At 56.2% G+C, this 19,478-nt stretch carries 12 protein-coding genes; 11 read left to right on the top strand and 1 reads right to left on the bottom strand.

Translation table 11 applies throughout. The annotated features are described in order from the left end of the window. Positions 1-34 precede the first annotated feature (34 nt). The 11 genes from ACFPQ4_RS14140 to trxB all read left to right on the top strand — a co-directional run bounded on the left by ACFPQ4_RS14140 (position 35) and on the right by trxB (position 19,146). Positions 35-2,206 (top strand): DUF5696 domain-containing protein, encoded by a 2,172-nt coding sequence (locus ACFPQ4_RS14140; RefSeq protein WP_378112519.1) that lies wholly within the window; start codon positions 35-37, stop codon positions 2,204-2,206. Continuing rightward, a complete protein-coding gene (locus tag ACFPQ4_RS14145; RefSeq protein ID WP_378112520.1) occupies positions 2,203-3,099 on the top strand; it encodes a carbohydrate ABC transporter permease in 897 nt (298 codons plus the stop codon). Before ACFPQ4_RS14140 ends, ACFPQ4_RS14145 begins: the two co-directional genes overlap by 4 nt. Continuing rightward, positions 3,096-4,085, top strand: a complete 990-nt coding sequence (locus ACFPQ4_RS14150; protein WP_378112521.1) for a carbohydrate ABC transporter permease — start codon at positions 3,096-3,098, stop codon at positions 4,083-4,085. Before ACFPQ4_RS14145 ends, ACFPQ4_RS14150 begins: the two co-directional genes overlap by 4 nt. A gap of 143 nt (positions 4,086-4,228) precedes the next feature. Then, entirely contained in the window at positions 4,229-5,617 is a 1,389-nt protein-coding gene (locus tag ACFPQ4_RS14155; RefSeq protein ID WP_378112522.1) for an ABC transporter substrate-binding protein, read from the top strand. Between the two features lie 89 nt (positions 5,618-5,706). Then, entirely contained in the window at positions 5,707-8,034 is a 2,328-nt protein-coding gene (locus ACFPQ4_RS14160; protein WP_378112523.1) for a glycoside hydrolase family 95 protein, read from the top strand. Further along, positions 8,018-9,715 (top strand): CocE/NonD family hydrolase, encoded by a 1,698-nt coding sequence (locus ACFPQ4_RS14165; protein WP_378112524.1) that lies wholly within the window; start codon positions 8,018-8,020, stop codon positions 9,713-9,715. Before ACFPQ4_RS14160 ends, ACFPQ4_RS14165 begins: the two co-directional genes overlap by 17 nt. Before the next feature lie 54 nt (positions 9,716-9,769). Continuing rightward, on the top strand, positions 9,770-11,335 hold the full coding sequence (locus ACFPQ4_RS14170) for a DUF3502 domain-containing protein (protein ID WP_378112525.1): 1,566 nt from the start codon (positions 9,770-9,772) through the stop codon (positions 11,333-11,335). A 65-nt stretch (positions 11,336-11,400) separates the two neighbouring features. After that, positions 11,401-14,619, top strand: coding sequence for a glycosyl hydrolase family 28-related protein (locus ACFPQ4_RS14175; protein ID WP_378112526.1), 3,219 nt, complete (start codon positions 11,401-11,403; stop codon positions 14,617-14,619). Between the two features lie 78 nt (positions 14,620-14,697). Next, positions 14,698-15,921, top strand: coding sequence for an enolase C-terminal domain-like protein (locus tag ACFPQ4_RS14180; protein WP_378112527.1), 1,224 nt, complete (start codon positions 14,698-14,700; stop codon positions 15,919-15,921). Positions 15,922-16,031: 110 nt separating this feature from the next. Then, complete coding sequence (locus ACFPQ4_RS14185) at positions 16,032-17,282, top strand: hypothetical protein (RefSeq protein WP_378112528.1); 1,251 nt, start codon at positions 16,032-16,034, stop codon at positions 17,280-17,282. A gap of 940 nt (positions 17,283-18,222) precedes the next feature. Continuing rightward, positions 18,223-19,146: a thioredoxin-disulfide reductase gene (gene trxB / locus ACFPQ4_RS14190; RefSeq protein ID WP_378112529.1), complete on the top strand. Its 924-nt coding sequence runs from the start codon at positions 18,223-18,225 to the stop codon at positions 19,144-19,146. 86 nt (positions 19,147-19,232) lie between these two features. On the opposite strand, the gene ACFPQ4_RS14195 is transcribed toward trxB, so the two are convergent. After that, on the bottom strand, positions 19,233-19,394 hold the full coding sequence (locus ACFPQ4_RS14195; RefSeq protein ID WP_378112530.1) for a hypothetical protein: 162 nt from the start codon (positions 19,392-19,394) through the stop codon (positions 19,233-19,235). Positions 19,395-19,478: the final 84 nt, after the last annotated feature.

A 19,478-nucleotide genomic window follows, 5' to 3' on the forward strand; every position in this document is an offset into this window, starting at 1 on the left:
ATCCCTTCGCGTAAAGCTGATCGCCGTTGCCGTCGTGATCCTTGCCGCTTTCGTGCTGACGTTCTTCCTGCGCGGCGGCGAAACGCCGCTTGCGCAAGCTCTGGCGGAAGCCGGAATCGCCCAACCGGTCAATGAGCACGCGCCTCTGTATACGGGGGCCGCTTGGTCTCCGGCCGCGGAGGCGGACGGCTTCGCCAAAGCGCTCGAGAACGATCGATTCGCGCTCTTCGTTCGTCCCGACAATACGCAAATCGCTTTGGTCAATAAGCAGACGGGATATCGCTGGACGAGTAACCCGACGCAGGAGCAGTTGGCGAAACAGACGGTCAAAGGGCTCCCTCTCGCGAACTTGCAATCCCCGTTCGTGCTGACGTACGTAACGACGTCGGGCAGAGACCAGACGATCCGCAAAACCGTCAACTCGATCGATAAGAAGTTAACGGTATCGATGATCAAGAACGATACCGGGCTTCAGGTGACTTACGGCTACCCGGACCTCGGCCTCGGCCTCGCGATCCAGTACGAGCTGACGCCAAGCGGGCTTAAGGTTCGCGTGCCGACCGACGGCATTAAGGAAGAGAAGGAATTCGTCGTCTTCGAACTTGACTTGTTGCCTTACTTCGGCGCGGCGGAGCCGGGCGAAGACGGATACATTTTCGTGCCGGACGGACCGGGAGGCATCGTGAAGTTCGACGCGAACCGTTCCAATATTTCGAAAGGCTATTTGCACCAAGTATACGGGCTCGAGCCGACGAACATAAACAACTTCACCAAATCAGGGGAGCGGCGCGAAGACATTTCTTATCCGGTATACGGCGTGAAGAAGGGCGACGAGGCTTACGTCGCCGTACTGACGAAGGGAGCGGCTACCGCGAGAATCGCGGCGATGCCTCCGGGGAAAAATTCCAGTCTTTACAACGCGTATTCGAACCAAATTTACCGCGAGGACTATTTGTACTTCCGAAGCTTAAAGTCGGTTCCGATCAAACAAGTACAAAAAGAGAGGCTGGACACGGACCGCGAGGTCGAATTCCGCTTTATTAGCGGTAAGGATGCCGGTTACGTAGGCATGGCGAATGCCTACCGCGACTATTTGACGGAGACTGACGGCATCGGCAAGCAGCTTGCGCCAGTCCAGCACGTTCCCCTATATTTGAAAATTTTGGGGGGCAGCATCACAGAGGCATACAACAAGGTGAAATACATCCCGGCCACGACGTTCGCGCAAGCGACCGAAATCGTTAAGGACATGCAAGAGAGAGGCGTCGCCAACATGGAGGTCGTTTACTTCGGCTGGCAGAACATGGGCGGCTTCAATATGGATAAGAAGTTCCCTATCGAATCGTCGCTCGGCGGCACTTCCGGGGCCAAGAAGTTCATCGACGAGATGAAATCCCGCGATATCCCGGTCTCTTTCTACGACAACTTCATTTGGTTAAACAAAGATAATACCAGCTTGTCGCCGAAGACGAGCGGCATTAGGGGCGTCGAAGGGATCACCTTCGTAGACCCGGATGGCTGGTTCCTAAGCAAGCCGGCCAGAACGGTCGACATGGCTTACGACGAGATCCAGAAGCTGAAGGAAATCGGCGTTTCCGGCTTGCAATTCGATTGGGTCGGCGAAATGCTCTTCAACGACTATGATCCCGGGGCAATCGCTACGCGTCAGGATACGATCGATATCTACCAAGGCTTACTGAAATATACGCGAGAGACGTTGGGCAGAGCGAGCGTATGGAGGGGCAATGCGTATTCGCTAGCAAACCTCACCAACATCGACTACTTCCCGTACGATTCGAGCTACGACTTCCTGGTCGACGAGACCGTGCCTTTCTATCCAATCGTCGTCCACGGCTTCGTGCCGTACAAGTTCCAAGATGGCAACTTGCGCAACGACGTCAAGCCTGAGTTCCTTAAGGCCATCGAATACGGCGCGATGCCGGCGTACTACTTGACCTACGACGAGGCTCGCAAGATGAAATTCACGTGGGACGCACTGGTCAGCAGCCAGTACGCCAAGTGGGCGGACCGCATAGGCGCGGAGTACAAAGAGTTCGATAAGCTCGCCAAATTGTACAACCAAAAAATCGTGAATCACGAGAAGCTTTCGGAAAACGTATTCGCCACGACCTACGAAGACGGCACCCGAGTCGTCGTCGATTACAACAAAGAGACGTTCGCCGTTGAAGGAGGTGGAGGCGCTTGAACAAGCCGCTAAACGCTAAACGCCAAAGACTCCTGTTCTTCGGCAAGCAATACGGGGTCGGCATGCTGTTCATGCTCCCTTGGCTGATCGGGTTCTGCGCGTTCGTCGCTTATCCGGTCGGCTGGTCGCTCTACATGTCGTTCCACCACGTCACGATCGTACCGGGCGGGTTCAAGTACGACTGGATCGGGCTCAAAAATTATAAAGACGCTTTCGTCGTCGACAACGTTTTCCCGATCGAGCTTATTACGTTCTTCCAGCAAATGCTGCTCATGGTGCCGATTATCGTCATCTTCGCGCTATTGATCTCTTTGATGCTCAATCAGAAGTTTCCCGGTCGCTTCCTCTATCGTGCGATGTTCTTCCTACCGGTTATTTTCGCTACCGGACAGGTGCTTTCGGAGCTGTTCAATCAGGGTGCGGGCGATATTCCGTTCTTAGAGCAATACGATCTAGGACCTTTGATCCAGCAATACGTCGGTCGCGAGGCCGCTTCGACCGTCATGGCCGTTCTCGGCAAAGCCGTTCTGATTCTCTGGTACTCAGGGGTACAGATTCTGATCTTCATCGCAGGCTTCCAGACGATATCCCCGTCGATCTACGAGGCGGTTCGCATCGACGGCGCGTCGCCGTGGGATAGCTTCTGGAAGATCACGTTGCCGGCCAGCATCCCGTTCATTAGCTTGAACGTGCTGTATACGATCGTCGATCTGTTCACGTTCCCGTACAACCCGGTGCTCGCGCATATCAAGAAGAACATGATTTTGCTGGAAACCGGTTACGGCTATTCGAATGCCCTTGCCTGGATTTACTTCGGATTCATCTTCGTCCTGATCGCGATCGTCATGTGGTTCTTCAGCCGGAGCATGAATAAGAGGAGGGCTCGCGCATGAGTAGCGGAGTATGGACCGAGAAAGTCGAAAGGGTCGGACGGCAAATCAAGAGCGTGCTCTGGAGCCGTACCGCTCAACGGATTAAAGTGGTTTTGCTCGGTCGCAATATATCGGACGGCATCATCGCCAAACTCATCCTTTACGTGTTGCTGTCGATCGTAGGTTATCTGTATTTGCAGCCTTTGTTCTACATGATAAGCACGATGCTCAAGCCGCTAAGCGACCTGTTGGATCCGACCGTCGGTCTAATCCCGCGCGAAGTAACTTGGCACAACCTGTCCGAGGCGATCAGAGGGTTGAAGTATAAGGAAGCGCTCGGCAATACGGCGCTCTTATCCGTATCTTGCTCGCTCATCCAAGTGATGATATGCGCGGTTACCGGATATGCGCTAGCCAAGCTGGCGGTTCCGTTCAAAGGGGTCATAACGGCGCTCGTCATCCTGACGTTCCTGTTGCCTCCGCAAATAATCGTCATCCCGCTCTACATTATCTACAGCAAGCTGCACATTCTGAACACGATTTGGGTATTCCTCGTGCCGGCTATTTTCGGTCAAGGCGTGAAGAGCGCGCTCTTCATCTTGATTTTCAGGCAATTTTTCAAAGCGCAGCCGATCAGTCTGGAAGAGGCGGCGAAGCTCGACGGTGCGTCGTCCTTCCGCTTGTTCTTCCGCATTATGCTGCCGCTCGCCAGATCCGCTTGCCTTGTCGTTTTCTTGTTCTCGTTCATCTGGTATTGGAACCTGTATTACGAACCTTCCATGTTCCTTGCCAACGACTTCACGCCGCTATCGATTCGGCTTGACCGGTTGGAAGAGGTATTGAATCCGTCATTGCTCGGGCAGAAGAACCTGAACGACATTAACCCGACGACCGAGAGCGCCAAGATGGGCGCGGCATTCCTGATCATCCTGCCGCCGATAATCGTCTTCATGTTCTTGCAACGTTGGTTCATAACCGGAATCGAGAGAACGGGAATCGTAGAGTAGCCATCTTGAGGAGCATGACATTCCGTGAGGGGGGTGATGGCAGAAAAGAAGCACCGAGCCTGATTTTCTGCTTGAAGGTTCAATATGGATTCATTCATTCGGCAGTACAAAAACGAAATTAAATTATTAGGGGAGGCAATACAGTGAAAAACAAACGTTCATTCGCTTGGGTACTCAGCATCGTATTAATTATGACACTCGTACTTTCCGCTTGCGGCGGAGGCAACAACAATAACAACGGCAACGCTAGCCCGAGCGCTAGCCCGAGCACGAGCGCGGATCCGTCCGCATCGGCTGATCCGTCCGCATCGCCAAGCGCGGCTCCGGAAGACCAAACGCCGGTCGAGCTGAATTTCATCTCTTGGAAAGACACGTACAACCCGCTTTACGACTTGTTCCACAAAAAATATCCATGGATTACGATCAAGCAAACTCCGGTCAACAGCCAGCCGATTATGGAAATCATCGCCGCGCTCGAAGCAGCAGGTACGCCTGCCGACGTAACGGAAATCGATCAAGACCTGATCGCGTTCCAACAAAACGGCTTGGTCGAAGAGTTGACGCCTTATATCGACAGCGACCCAACCATGCAAAGCGTAACATTGCCTAACGGATTCTTCGACACGATGGCGATCGGTGGCAAGAAGTATGCCGTACCGATGGTAGACGTACCGATGTGGATTCTCGTCAACAAAGACCTGCTCGCTAAAAACGGTCTGGAAATGCCGCCGAACGACTGGACGTACGACGACTTCCGCGAATACGCGAAGAAGATGACGAACCCGGATGCGGGCGAATACGGTTTGACGACGCAGCCTGAATGGCAAATGCGCCTCTTGAGCACGAAAGCGGTAGCGGACGGACATGCCGACAACCTCTGGTACATGAATGCGGACTTGACGCAATCCAGAATGGCAGAGCCTGACGTTATCAACGATATCAAATGGCTGTCCGAGTTCGTAACGAAAGACGGCTCCATGCTCAACAATACGAAAGCATCCGAGCAAGGCGGCCTCGTGAACGAATTCATCAACGGCAAAACCGGCTTCGCGATCGGCGGAGACTGGGTACTGCCTAAGTTGAAATCCGACGCTAAGTTCGAGTGGGACGTATTGCCGTTCCCTAAAGGAAAAGTTAAGCAACCGGGCTACACGATCTACGGACCGCTCGCGTTGCTTGCTGGTTCGAAGCACAAGAAAGAAGCGTTCCTGTGGCTGAGCTTCCAATTCACGAAAGAAGCGCAAATGTGGAAAATCGACCAAGGCGCGAACGCTTCGATCGTCGATGGGGATATCGACGCTTACTATCAAAAGACGCCAATGTGGCAAGGCAAAAACTTCGAGGCCGTGCAAATTGCTAAGAAGAACGCAATGATCATGCCAGGCGTAATGATTCCAGGCTGGTCGGAGTATGATGCCAACGGCATTGGTAACCGATTGATTACGGGCGACGAACCGGACTTCAGCGAGATTGCGCCGGCAATTGAAAAGTGGAACAAGCGTACGCTTGAGCTGCGGGCCGCGTTGAAATAATAGGTTCGTAGAGAAGGACGGAGGGGGCGGAGAGGAACGATTCCGCTCCCTTTGGTCTGCTCGGAGAAGAAAGGGTGGAGATGATCATCATGAACGAACAAAGGACTTCGGGGCAACGGCATGCAGGCGTGATCCGATTCGACCGTCCGTCCGCCGCATGGGAAGAGGCTTACCCGATCGGCAACGGCAAGTTGGCGGCTATGGTATTCGGCGATCCGCGCCGCGAACGGTTGGCGTTAAACGAAGACAGCGTATGGTACGGAGGTCCTTCAGACCGCAACAATCCCGACGCGTTGGCGCATCTGGGAACTTTGAGACAGCTAATCGCGGAGGGTCGCATAAGAGAAGCGCAGGACTTAGCCGTAATGGCGTTCACCGGCGTTCCGGAATCCCAGCGACATTACCAGCCGCTTGGCGATTTGGGGCTGAATCTAAAGCTTCCTCCCGGCGAGGTTACGAATTATTCGAGAGAGCTGGATTTGTCGGAAGGGATTGCGAGAGTGGAGTACCGCGTCGGAAATACGACCTACGCGCGCGAGACTTTCGCCAGCTTTCCGGATAACGTCATCGTCGTCCGGTTAACAAGCTCGAGCCCAGGCGGGATTTCGCTGCGGGCGCGGTTGACGCGAGGCTCGAATCGTTATTACGACGAAATCGTAAAGGCGGACGCTTCGACGCTCGTCATGCGGGGCAACACCGGCGGTAAAGGCGGATTGGACTTCCGCGGCATCGTGAACGCCGTCGCCGACGGCGGAAGCGTAAAGATTATCGGCGAGTACATGCTGATCGAGCAAGCGGATAGCGTCACGCTGCTAGTCGCCGCGGCCACTTCGTTCCGCCATGAAGATCCGGAGGCGGATTCGCTGCGCGTTATAAGTCTCGCGGCTGCACAGAGCTATGAGACGCTCAAAGCTCGGCACATTTCGGATTTTCGTTCGCTTATGGATCGGGTCGATTTCAATTTGGCGGTCGATGCCGCTTCGGGGCGCGAATGCGACTCGTTATCGATTGATTTGAGGCTGAAGAGGGTGCATAACGGTGCGAGCGATATCGGTCTCGTTCCGCTTTATTACCAATTCGGCCGCTATCTGCTCGTCTCCGGCAGTCGTCCCGGATCGTTGCCCCTCACTTTGCAGGGCAAATGGAACGACATCATGCTGCCGCCGTGGGATAGCAAATATACGATCAACATTAATACGGAGATGAATTATTGGCCTGCGGAATCCGGCAACTTGGCGGAATGCCATGAGCCTTTGTTCGATATGCTCGAGCGGATGCGCGAGCCCGGCAGACGAACGGCGAGAGTTATGTACGGCTGCCGCGGCTTTATGTCGCACCATAACACGGATATTTGGGGCGATACGGCGCCGCAGGATATATATATTCCCGCGACTTTCTGGACGCAGGGTGCCGCGTGGCTGAGCCTCCATCTGTGGGAGCATTACGTATACGGGACGGATCGCGAATTCCTGGAAAGAGCTTATCCGACGATGAAGGAAGCCGCCGAGTTTTACATAGACTTCCTGATCGAGACGAAGGACGGTTTGCTCGTCACGTCGCCGTCCGTATCGCCGGAAAACACGTACATTCTACCGAACGGTGAGTCCGGCCAAGTGTGTATGGGACCTTCCATGGACAGCCAAATTCTGCACGAATTGTTCACCGCTTGTATCGAAGCGGCGAAGACGCTTGGCGTGGACGACGACTTCGCGGATACGATGGCAACGCTCAGAAGCAAGCTGCCTCAGCCGGTTATCGGCAAGCATGGACAGCTACTGGAGTGGCTGGAAGAGTACGAGGAAGCCGAACCCGGCCATCGACATATCTCGCATTTGTTCGCCCTGCATCCGGGAACGAGGTTTACCGTTAGGGAAACGCCGGAATGGACGGATGCGGCGCGCGTTACGCTGGAGCGGCGGCTCGCGCATGGCGGCGGGCATACCGGCTGGAGCCGCGCGTGGATCATTAATATGTGGGCGCGACTAGAAGACGGCGAGAAAGCGTATGAGAACGTGGTCGCTCTACTCTCGCACTCTACGCTGCCGAATATGCTCGACAATCATCCGCCTTTCCAGATCGACGGCAATTTCGGAGGAGCGGCTGGCATCGCGGAGATGCTCGTGCAAAGTCATGCGGGCGCGATTCATCTGTTGCCGGCGTTACCATCGGCGTGGCAGGAAGGATCGATCGCGGGCATTCGCGCGAGGAACGGGTTCGAGGTCGACGTAAGCTGGCGCAGTGGGCAATTTGCTGGAGCGACGATTCGCTCGACGAAAGGCGGTCGCTGCGTCGTTCTCGCGGGAGGCCAAGTGTTAGCGGTAACCGTGGGCGGACGCGAAATCGCGGTAACGGTCGAGCCAGGCGGCGCGTTTAGCTGGCAGACGGTAGAAGGCTGCGCTTATGTCCTCCATGCCTGAGCGCCTCGCCATGCGCGAGCCTGGGCACGAGCTGGGTGAAAGCAAGCATATGTACGTCGGCATGAGCGACGGCGTGCGTCTCAAGACGCACGTCTGGCTGCCGGACGGCGCGGGGCCTTGGCCGACGCTGTTCGTTCGCAATCCCTACGTTGACGGCAGCGATTCGGGCGATCCGTCCTTACTGCAATTCGTGCGCTATGGCTATGCGGTCGTTTTGCAGGAGTGCAGGGGCAGAGGAGCATCCGAAGGCGTATGGGAGCCGTACGCGAACGAACGGCAAGACGGCATCGACGCGCTGCGCTGGCTGGTCTCGCAGCCGTGGCAGGACGGGAACATCGGCTTGTACGGCGGCTCGTACCTTGGATTCACGCAGTGGATCGTCGCGGATATTTTGCCGCCTGAAGTGAAGACGATGTACGCGTGCGTCATGGGCACGGATTTGCAGCGATTCGCCTACATGAACGGCATGTTCCGGCACGACATCTATACGTCCTGGTCGCTCACGAACGCGGGCGTAGATTGGTCTAGTCGCGATATGGGCGAGGTAGCTTACGAGGCGTACGGCTATCGCCCGCATGCGGAGATGGATCAGGCGTTGTTTGGAAGGAAGCTCGATTGGTACGAAGGCGTCGTCACGCATCCCTCGCCGGCGGATCCGTATTGGGAGGATGGCGTTCGCGGCTTGCTAAAGGCGATGCCGGGGAAGGTGGATGTGCCGATATGCCTTGTCGGGGGCTGGTTCGACATCGCGCTCGATACGATGTTCGAATCGTACCGGGCACTTCGCGAGGACGTTCGCGAGAAGAGCCGGTTCGTCGTCGGCCCGTGGACGCACGCCATCGCGCCGGACGGCGATCTCGACTATCCGAACGGTTGGGTAGACGGTACTAACGGCGGAACGAAGGCGGTGCTAGCGTGGTTCGACCATACGTTGAAGGGAATGCCTTACGCTGAAGAGCTTGGCGTCGTTCATGCGTATACGATCGGCGAAGGCGAGTGGCAAGACTGGCGGGAGTGGCCGCTTAGCAGCCTAAAGCAGCAATACTTCCTGAGCGGCGAGTCCGGTTTAAGCTTAGCGACGGCGGTTCCAGGCATAGCTAAATCGGCGTCCTATAAGTACGATCCTAACGATCCCGTCGTGACCGTAGGCAGCAGTTGCTTGCTGAACGTCTATGGCCGCGAGCCTTATTGGCCGAAGAACGCCAGCGTCAAGCAACCGGAGCCGGGCTATCGGCAAGACTTGCTATCGTTCGTCTCCGAGCCGCTGGAACGTTCGATCCGCATCGCGGGTAACGTCAGCGTTACGCTGCACGTCGCATCGACGGCCGAAGACACCGCGTTTACCGTTAAGCTGATCGAAGTGCTGCCGAACGGCGAGGCATACAACATCGTCGACGGCATCGCGAGTCTCGCCTACCGCAATGGAGCCGCCGCGCCTCTAGGCTATGCGCCGGGCGCGATCGAGCGCATTCGGATCGAGCTATGGCCGATCGCTTGGCGCATAAGCAGCGGCTCGCGCATCCGATTGGACGTCTCCTCGTCCAATTATCCTGCCTATCATGCTCATCCGAACGTCGCGGGGGATTGGGCGCGGCAGGAAAACGTTCGCGAAGCATGGCAAACCGTATATTGGGGCACGAATTTCCCGTCGTTCATCGAGCTGCCGACCGATTTTTCTTGACAATGGTTGCCCCGGCGGTATCGTTGAGATATCGGGACAAGGGGAGTGGGTTCAATGATAAGAAAACCGTTCGGTCTTTTCAAAGCCATCGCTAGCACGCTAGCTATCATCTTGGTGCTCCTGCTCGCAGCATGCAGCGGCAACGGCAGCGGCGATAAGCCGGGAACTTCGGATACCGGCCCCAACGGGAACGCGGACGAGGTAAAGCCGGCGAACAACGATCAAGAAGTGACGCTCAAGTTCTATTTCGGCGGCGAGAAGCCCGCGGCCACGGACGAAGTGTGGGCTAAAGTCAGCGACTACGTGAAGGCGAAAGGCCTCAACGTCAAATTCAACATCAACTTCATTCCATGGAACGATTTCTCCGGCAGACTGCTTATTATGGCGGCATCCGGCGATAAATGGGACTTGAACTTCGATACCGATACTTCGTTCAATCAGATGGCGGCCAAAGATTCTTACATGCCGCTTAACGAGCTGCTGCCGAAATACGCGCCGCACTTGAACGATAAATACAAAGAGCAAGGCACGCTCGCGACGGCGACGGTGAACGGCAAAATCGTCGGCTTGCCATGGGCTATGAAGATGAATCAACGCCCTTACGCGGGATGGCGCGTCGATCTCGCCGAGAAGGCCGGCATCGTCCGCAAGCCGGATTCGGTCAAGACGATCGAAGACATCGATAAGCTTCTTCACGAGCTTAAGGCCGCGTATCCGAACGCCAAGATTTCCCGCACTCCGCCGCAAGCGCTATTCATCGTACGCGACGAGTGGGTCGATCTGGCTTTCCACGGTTTGGGCTTCTACATGGACGATCCGAAGCATACGGTTCGCGCGATCGAGCAGCAGCCGTTCTATGTCGAGTCGGGGAACCTTGCCAAAAAGTGGTTCGACGATAAAATTCTCAACCGCGACGCGATGATCGATAGCGAGAGCGGGGCGGACCAGTGGAGAAACGGCAAGACGATGTTTACGCTGACGTCCCATGAGTGGGCGTATGCCAACCCCGGGTTCTCGGATCCCTCGTTCAGACAACAGATGTCGTGGGTATATCCGGACAAAAGATTCGTAAACCGTTCGCAGCTAGCGAACGTGCTGGCCATTAACCGAAACTCCGAGCATGCGGACCGCGTGCTTCGTTTCCTGGATATGCTCGAGACGGACCGCGAGCTCTACGATCTCGTCCTCTACGGAATCGAGGGCAAAACGTACGTGCTGAACGGAGAGACCGTCGAATATCCGGGCGACATGCAGTACATGACGAGCAACTATATGGAGTGGGGCGGACAGTGGGCGTTCTGGAAGTCGCAATTCATGCGGCCGACCCAAACGTATTCGAAGAACTTCTGGCTGGAAGAGGCGAAGTTCGCCAGCTTGCCGGTTAACGTGGATTCGCCCGTGGAGGGGCTGTTCATCACGGAGGATAACATCAAGGCGGAAGTCGCTAAGCGGGACGACACGTACGAAGGATACGGGAAAAAGATCGAGTTCGGCAACGTGGATAACGTCGAGCAAGCCGTGGCGGTGTATATCGCCAAGCAACGGGAAAGCGGCATCGACAAAGTGATCGCGGACGTTCAAAGACAGGTCGATCAGTACCTCGCAAACAAGAAGTCCTAGCGGGGGCAGCCGTCGTATTCTTGGAGGCTGGCCTCGACTAAAGCCAACCGAAAAGGACGAAAGCGATGAATAGACGTGGGAATTGGTTCGGCAAGCGCATGCTGTCGGTTTATTTAGGCGTGGTCGTGTTGCTCGTGGCCGGCGCGATTATTTACGCGGCGACGAGCGGCGGCGATTCGAAAGGGGCAATACCGGCGGATGCTTCGGCTTCTCCGGAAGCGACTTTGGCGGTCGATATGCCGACGCCGGTTCCGGCTCCGGCGAACGAGGCAAGCATCACGCTCGGCAAGAAACCCGAAGGCCGCAACATAACCGCAAGAGCCGGCGACAACCCGGACGGGCTCGTTACGGGAGAGCAGGACGGCAAGACGTATTGGCAGACGAACAAGCAGGCGGACGGAGACCGGACGCTGTATTTGTACATGAACGTCGACGACAAGTTTTTGTTCGACAACAAAGACTTGGACGTCGAGATCGAAGTCGAATATTTCGACCAAGGAAACGGCACGATTACGCTGCAGTACGACTCCCAGGAGGAAGCGGCGGCGTTCAAGGACGCGGCGCTGTTCCCTTACAAGGATAGCGGAAAGTGGAAGACGACGACGTTCCTGCTCTCCGACGCGAAGTTCGCCAATCGGGCGAACGGGGACGACTTCCGTCTAGGCGTGGAAGGCGCAGGAGCGGCGGCGGACAATCCGGAGATCAAAATCGCTTCGGTAACGGTAAGGAAGCTGCCTAAGATCAATTCCGAAGCGCAGATGAAAGTGGTCAAGGCGGATTATCCAACCGAGGACGTCGTTATCGCGGACTTTAACGTTACCGACTTCGGCGCGGTAGGCGATGGCGTCGCGGACGATACAGAAGCGGTGCAAAAAGCGCTGGACGCGGCGCGCGGCAACGGGGGCGGAGTCGTCTTCCTGCCGTCGGGCACGTACAAAATTACCGCCAGCCTATTCGTTCCGACGGGCGTAACGCTGCGCGGCGACCGCGATTACGGATGGACCGGCGGCAAAGTCGAAGGGACGATTCTCGCCGCTTACGCGAACAAGGGCGAAGAAGACGCGGACAGCTTGCTTATGATGCAACAGGCGAGCGGCGTCACGAATCTCTCGATCTGGTATCCGGAACAAAAGATCGATCAGCCGATCCCTTATCCGTGGAGTTTCGAGCAGATGTCGGGCGATAGCATGACCGTCGAGAACGTTACGTTGGTCAACGCCTATAGCGGCGTTAAGATCGGCCCGGACTGGAACGAGCTCCATTACGTTAAGAATTTGTACGGTACGGTGCTGAAGACAGGCGTATTCCTTGACTTCACGACCGATATCGGACGGCTGGAAGGCATCGACCTGTCGCCGGATTATTGGGCGAATTCCGGGTTGCCGGGCGCTCCCGCGCAGGAAGCCGTATTCGCGTACACGACGGCGAATACCGAAGGAGTCGTCATGGGCCGTTCCGACTGGGAGTACATGTCGGACATTCGATTGTCGGGCTTCAAGACCGGCATGCGGGTCACGATGCGGACGGGCAAAGGCGAAACGGCGAACGCGCAGTTCTATCGCATTCATATCGATAAGTCCAATATCGCGCTTAAGGTAGAAGGCGTTAACGATTTCGGCCTGCTTATTTCGGACAGCAGCTTCAAAGCCGACGTCGGCGACAATCCGACGGCGATCTATGGCGCGCTCACTTTCCGGTCGATCGTCCAGTTTAATTCGGTCGAAGTCGGCGGCAATCCGATGAACGCCGTCGTGAACGAAGGTTCCGGCGTGTTCTCGTTCGAGAACAGCACGATCAGCAATTGGAATGACGCGGCCGGCGGCAAAGGCATGTTGGTGAACAACGGCTCGCTCATTCTCGGCGGCACGACGTTCGCGAAGCCGACCGGGCAAGTCAAGCTCGGCATCGCGCTTAAAAACTTGAAGGCGCTCAATTCCGGCAACGGCGGCAAGCTTGACGTGGACGATCAAAGCGCGGCGGCGAAGCTGGACGTCGTTCAAGATGCGGCATATGCATTGAAGCAGCTGCCGAAGGTCGGAGAGACGGACATCGCCAAGCGGCCTAGACCGGCGAACGATCTGCTGTTCAACGTAGCCGAAGCGCCGTATAGCGCGGACAAGAGCGGCAATGCCGACGTCTCCGCGGCCGTGAAGAAGGCGCTCGAGGATGCGGGCGTCGCGGGCGGGGGCACGGTTTATTTTCCGGCGGGGAAATACAGAATCGAGCAACCGATCACGGTGCCGAGCGGCGTAGAGATCAGAGGCTCGTGGGACGTTCCCCATCATACGATCGGCGGAGGCAGCGTCCTCTTCACGAACGTCGGGGAAAACGACGCGGCGGGCACTCCGTTCATAACGCTTGAAGCCGGCGCGGGCATTCGCGGCATTAACGTCTATTACGACAAGCAGGACTGGAAGACGATCAAGCCTTTCGCTTGGACGATCCGGGGCATGGGACACGGCGTATACGCGATCGATACGACGCTCGTCAATTCGTACCAAGGCATCGACTTCGGGACGAACGATACGAGCGGCCACTATATCGACTACGTGGCGGGATCCCCGCTTAAGGAAGGGATCTATCTAGGCGGAGGCGCGAACGGCGGATTTATGCGCAACGTGCAGTTCAATCCGCATTACGCGGCGCGCAACAACTATCCGAACCATCCGGGAGACGGCGATTTCGAGCGGATTTGGGCGTACCAGAAGGAAAACCTCGACGCCTTCCGCATCGAAAACGTGAAAAACGAGACGATTTTCAACACGTTCGTGTATGGCTCGCTGTACGGCATTCATTTTGCGGCCGGGAAAGACGGGCAAGCGCCGGAAGCGATCATCATCGGTCATGGCACGGACGGAAGCAAGAAGAGCGTTTCGATCGACGGCGCCGGCCCGGCGGGATTGAACTTCATTAACACCGAGCTCGTCTCCATGAGCTCTACGGACAAGGTATACATTACCGTCGGCGATCAGTTCAACTCGGAAGCGACGATGTTCAACACTTCGATGTGGGGCGATCCTTCGCGAGGCATCGACGTCAAGGCGGGCAAGTTCACGATGCAGCAAGGCAACTTCGTCGCGATCGGCATCCGGGGCGTTAACGCCATCGGTGGCGAGGCGAGCTTGTACGATTCGTACTTCCTGAATCCGGGCACGCACTTCTATGCGGGCGATGGTGTCGGCAAAGCGACGGTATCGAACAATTTGTCCAAGAACGGAATCGTTATAGACGACTCTTCAAAGCCGGGCGCGTTGATCGGGACCGATCTTCCTAAGAAACAGTAGCTTGATAACCATCATGTGCCGTCACATCTCGCGAGGGGTGTGACGGAAGTAATCCAGGAGAGTTGGAGTGAGCCGCTTATGGCGAAAATTACTGGCGTTAAATGCATCAGGACGAGGCGGGACGGCTGCTGGACGATCGTGAAGGTAATGACGGACCAAGACGGCTTGTACGGCATCGGTTCGGCATCCGATATGTACAATCCGGAAGCGGTCGTGCAAATCATCGAGCAGCTGCTCGCGCCGGTGATCATCGGCCGGGATGCTTCCCAAATCGAAGATTTGTGGAACACGATGAACTTGAGCGGCTACTGGCGCAACGGCGCGCTGCTGCAGACGGCGATCGGCGGCATCGACATGGCGCTGTGGGACATCAAGGGTAAGGAAGCGAACATGCCGGTGTACCAGTTGCTCGGAGGAGCGAGCCGTTCGGCCGTCGCCTGCTACGGACATGCGGGTGGACGCGATATCGCCGAGCTGACGGAGGACGTGCACCGGTTCGTGCAGGAAGGCTACACGGTTGTACGGGCCCAACTGGGCGGGTACGGCGGAGGCGGCTTCCTGAAGGGGAGCGAGGCACGCATTCCGGACAACGCTTGGAAGAAGGATTCGGTGTTCGACGAGCATGCGTACTTAGCAGCGATTCCAAAGATGTTCGACCAGCTCCGGATGACGTTCGGCCCCGAGGTTCAGTTCACGCACGACGTGCACGAGCATCTGTCGCCGATCATCGCGATTCAGCTGTCCAAGCGGCTTGAGCCGTACGGACTGTTCTATCTCGAAGACGTGCTGCCGCCCGAGCATATCGGCTGGTATCGTCAGCTTCGCCAGCAGAGCGCGACAGCGCAGGCGGTCGGCGAGCTGTTCGTCAATCCGCAGGAATGGCAGCAGCTCGTACAAGAGAGGCTCATCGATTTCGTGCGGATGCGCGTGTCGAAGGCGGGCGGCATTACGGCTTGCCGGAAAATCGCCGCGTTCGCCGAGATGTACGGCGTGCGGACCGCATGGCAGGAGGGCGGTGAGAACGATCCCGTCAATCAAGCGGCCGCGGTTCATCTGGACATGTCCATCTGGAACTTCGGGATCCAGGAAATTAATCATTTTCGTCCGCAGGAGCGGGAAGCGTTTCCGGGTATTATCGAGCGCAGGGGCGGCTACTTGTATACGAACGACAAGCCGGGTCTCGGCATAGATATCGACGAAGCGTTAGCCGAGGGACTGCTGGAAGAGGGCTGGAGCAAAACCGCCTATCACCGGCCGTATCCGCTCGACCGCAAGGCGGACGGCACGATCGTGCGCCCGTAAACTAGAGCTAAAGCTAGAGTGTTGCCAATCGCATAACTCAACGAGAGAAACTGTCGCGAGCAAGTGGTGGCAGTTTTTTTCTCGTTTAATTCCAAAGGGGGAAGATGACGATGAAAATGTGGAGAAAGGGCTTATTGTTTCTGGCGCTGATGATGGGCATAGGCTCGATTCCGACGATCGCGTTCGCGCTGCCCGGCGAAATCTCGTATTATAGCGGGACGTTTCTGTTCACGCGCTATACCGGTCTCGAGACGTTCAGCGGATCGCTGTGGACGTATCACTCGCCGGTCCGGTATATGAACAACGAAGTGCGGATCAAGATGCATTTTGACAAGTACCGGTACAACTTTAGAAGCTCGGGCAGCACGACGTTCAACTTCGCGATCGCGAAAATATCGGCGCAATATCCGGACGGGGTCACGATGTACGAACAGCAACTGAATTCGTATAGCTCCTACAACAACTACTTGGACGGGGATTACTATATTTACATGTACGACTACAGCGGGACGAACACGAATCTGAACGCGTCCACGTTGGAAGTATCGGCGGTATCGCCGGGCATCGTCAGCCTGTACGGTCCTGGCAGCTTCAATTACAATACGCAGACGAACTTCAACAACACGTACTATAATTCATCTTCCTCGTATTTGTTACTCGGCGAGACGTACACGATCGAAGCTTTCGTAGAAGGAGCGCCGACGTCCGTCGTCGCTACGATCACGACGAGCGGCGGCACATCCACGCTCGGGACGCTGACGTACAACTCGTCGTTAGGGCGGTACACGCTACCGTACACCTTCAATACGCATTACGACTCCCGCAGCGCGCAGAAGCCTACGCTTAAAGTGACCGCGACGTATCCGAACAGCATCAAAGGCGTATCGACCGCCTCCGATTCGAAGACAATTTACGTGACCGAGATGAATCGGGCCTATTACTTACAAAACGACTCGACGTGGTACTATAACTCGCCGACGGACAATAGCTTCATCGGCGGCGCGACGAATCCGTTCACGTGCTACAGCTTCGTGACGGAAATCTCGGACGCTTCCTATACCGGCTCGCCGCAGCAAGGGAACTTCGCCGACATTAAGGCGTTCATGATGAAGACGGGAGCTTACGCCGGCAGGCCGGGAATCGCCTACGCGTCCTCGTCGGAGACGCCGATCGCGTTCCCGGACGCGATCTACTATCAGGGCTTTCATTTCGCTAGAGTCCGAGCTTGGGATGCCAGCGGCAACCCGACCGTGATCGAATCCAAGTGGGGCGGGCTGGAGCTGATCCGGAGCACGAACGGGGCTCCGTTCTCCGCGCCGGGAGCGGGATACGGGGTTCCTCGGATTTGGTTTAAGAAGTAAGGGGCCATGTGTGCGGTAAACATAAGGTAGTTTAGAGATTTAGAACGTCCCGATCTTCCGCGTACTGCGGGGATTGGGGCGTTCTTTTTATGTTTTTCGCAATACAGCAGTCCGTCGAGCCCAAGTGTGTGCAGTAACCCGATTTTTTCGTGCTATTGGAGGCCGTCGAGCCCATGCTGGTGCAGTAACCCAAATTTTTCGAGCTACGGCGGCCAGTCGAGCCCATGCTGGTGCAGTAACTCGATTTTTTCGTGCTATTGGAGGAAGTCGAGCCCAAGTGTGTGCAGTAACCCGATTTTTTCGTGCTATGGGAAGCCGTCGAGCCCAAGTGTGTGCAGTAACCCGATTTTTTCGTGCTATGGGAAGCCGTCGAGCCCAAGTATGTGCAGTAACCCGTTTTTTTCGTGCAATTGAAGGCTGTCGAGCCCGAGTATGTGCAGTAACCCGACTTTTTCGTGCTATGGGAAGCCGTCGAGCCTAAGTTTGTGCAGTAACCCGATTTTTTCGTGCTACGGCGGCCAGTCGAGCCCATGCTGGTGCAGTAACTCGATTTTTTCGTGCTATTGGAGGAAGTTGAGCCCAAGTGTGTGCAGTAACTCGATTTTTTCGTGCTATTGGAGGCCGTCGAGCCCAAGTTTGTGCAGTAACCCGTTTTTTCGTGCTATGGGAAGCCGTCGAGCCCATGTTTGTGCAGTAACCCGATTTTTTCGTTCTATGGGAGACCGTCGAGCCTAAGTTTGTGTAGTAACCCGATTTTTTCGTGCTACGGCGGCCAGTCGAGCCCAAGTAATCACCAACAAGGAGCCGCAGGTCGCGTGGAAGTCGCACCTCGGCTTTTCTTCATGAAATCTTCATTTAACGTTCATCAACCCTTCATGAAGCTTCGGAGCTTGGGTGGTATCATTGTTCATATACTAGACGATGAAGGAAGTGCATGAACATGTACAAGACGATTATTATCGGTACGGGCCCTGCGGGCTTGACTGTGGCTATATATTTGGCGAGGGCGAATTTGAACCCGCTCGTCATCGAAGGACCGGAACCTGGTGGACAGCTTACGACGACGACCGAGGTAGAAAACTTCCCGGGCTTCCCAGAAGGCATCATGGGACCTGAGCTCATGGCGAACATGCGCAAGCAAGCGGAGCGCTTCGGCGCGAAATTCCTCTCCGGATGGGTCAACTCGGTCGATATGTCCCAGCGTCCGTTCAAGCTGCAAGTCGAAGGTCTCGGCGAGCTGGTCGCGGAGACGCTCATCATTTCGACCGGCGCTTCGGCCAAGTACTTGGGCATCCCGGGCGAGAAAGACAACGTAGGCCGCGGCGTGAGCACGTGCGCGACTTGCGACGGCTTCTTCTTCAGAGGCAAAAAAATCATCGTCATCGGCGGCGGCGACTCCGCGATGGAAGAAGCGCACTTCTTGACTCGCTTCGCATCTGAAGTCGTCTTGGTTAACCGCCGCAACGAGCTTCGCGCTTCGAAAATCATGCAAGACCGCGCGCGCGGCAACGAAAAAATCAGCTGGAACCTCAATCGTACGCCGCTTGAAGTCGTGAGCGGACCGCTAGGTGTAACCGGACTTAAAGTGAAAAACAACGAGACCGGCGAAGAAGAAATCATCGAAGCTAGCGGCGTCTTCGTCGCGATCGGCCATACGCCGAACACGAAGTTCCTCGGCGGCCAACTGACGACCGACGAAGCGGGTTACTTGCTCGTCACTCCGGGAACGACGGAGACGAACGTGCCAGGCGTATTCGCTTGCGGGGACGTGCAGGATCAACGCTACCGTCAAGCGATCAGCGCGGCGGGAACGGGCTGTATGGCGGCGCTCGATTGCGAGCGGTATTTGGAAGGCGCGCACTAAGCTGTCGCGCTATACGTAGCGGAAGAAGGGCATGGGAGTGATCCCTGCCCTTCTTCTTTCGTATATTCGCAACTTCGCCGGATCGCTTAGTGATCCGGCTCCTCTACCGCGCAGACGTTGCAAGCCGCATCCGCCGCCGCTTGGAACTCTTCCTCGTTGGACGAACCCAGCTTGTCTCCGAATTGATCCAGACTTCCCGGCTTGCTTGCCGGTCCGTCGTTGTCCGGCTTATTGTTTCGACCCGACATAGCGCAATCTCTCCTCTGCGATAGAATGGTTGCGTCATTAGGATGCGCCAAAAAACAAAAAAGGTTCGGCAGAATATCGATTCT

The organism is Cohnella yongneupensis, from assembly GCF_042655785.1.
Taxonomy (GTDB): Bacteria; Bacillota; Bacilli; order Paenibacillales; family Paenibacillaceae; genus Cohnella; species Cohnella yongneupensis.

What these genes read in the sequence shown, in the direction of transcription:
- ACFPQ4_RS14150 (WP_378112521.1), top strand. Translation starts at nt 3,096, where the DNA reads ATGAGTAGCGGAGTATGGACCGAGAAAGTCGAAAGGGTCGGACGGCAA.
- ACFPQ4_RS14160 (WP_378112523.1), top strand. Translation starts at nt 5,707, where the DNA reads ATGAACGAACAAAGGACTTCGGGGCAACGGCATGCAGGCGTGATCCGA.
- ACFPQ4_RS14165 (WP_378112524.1), top strand. Translation starts at nt 8,018, where the DNA reads ATGTCCTCCATGCCTGAGCGCCTCGCCATGCGCGAGCCTGGGCACGAG.
- ACFPQ4_RS14170 (WP_378112525.1), top strand. Translation starts at nt 9,770, where the DNA reads ATGATAAGAAAACCGTTCGGTCTTTTCAAAGCCATCGCTAGCACGCTA.
- ACFPQ4_RS14175 (WP_378112526.1), top strand. Translation starts at nt 11,401, where the DNA reads ATGAATAGACGTGGGAATTGGTTCGGCAAGCGCATGCTGTCGGTTTAT.
- ACFPQ4_RS14180 (WP_378112527.1), top strand. Translation starts at nt 14,698, where the DNA reads ATGGCGAAAATTACTGGCGTTAAATGCATCAGGACGAGGCGGGACGGC.
- ACFPQ4_RS14185 (WP_378112528.1), top strand. Translation starts at nt 16,032, where the DNA reads ATGAAAATGTGGAGAAAGGGCTTATTGTTTCTGGCGCTGATGATGGGC.
- trxB (WP_378112529.1), top strand. Translation starts at nt 18,223, where the DNA reads ATGTACAAGACGATTATTATCGGTACGGGCCCTGCGGGCTTGACTGTG.
- ACFPQ4_RS14195 (WP_378112530.1), bottom strand. Translation starts at nt 19,394, where the DNA reads ATGTCGGGTCGAAACAATAAGCCGGACAACGACGGACCGGCAAGCAAG.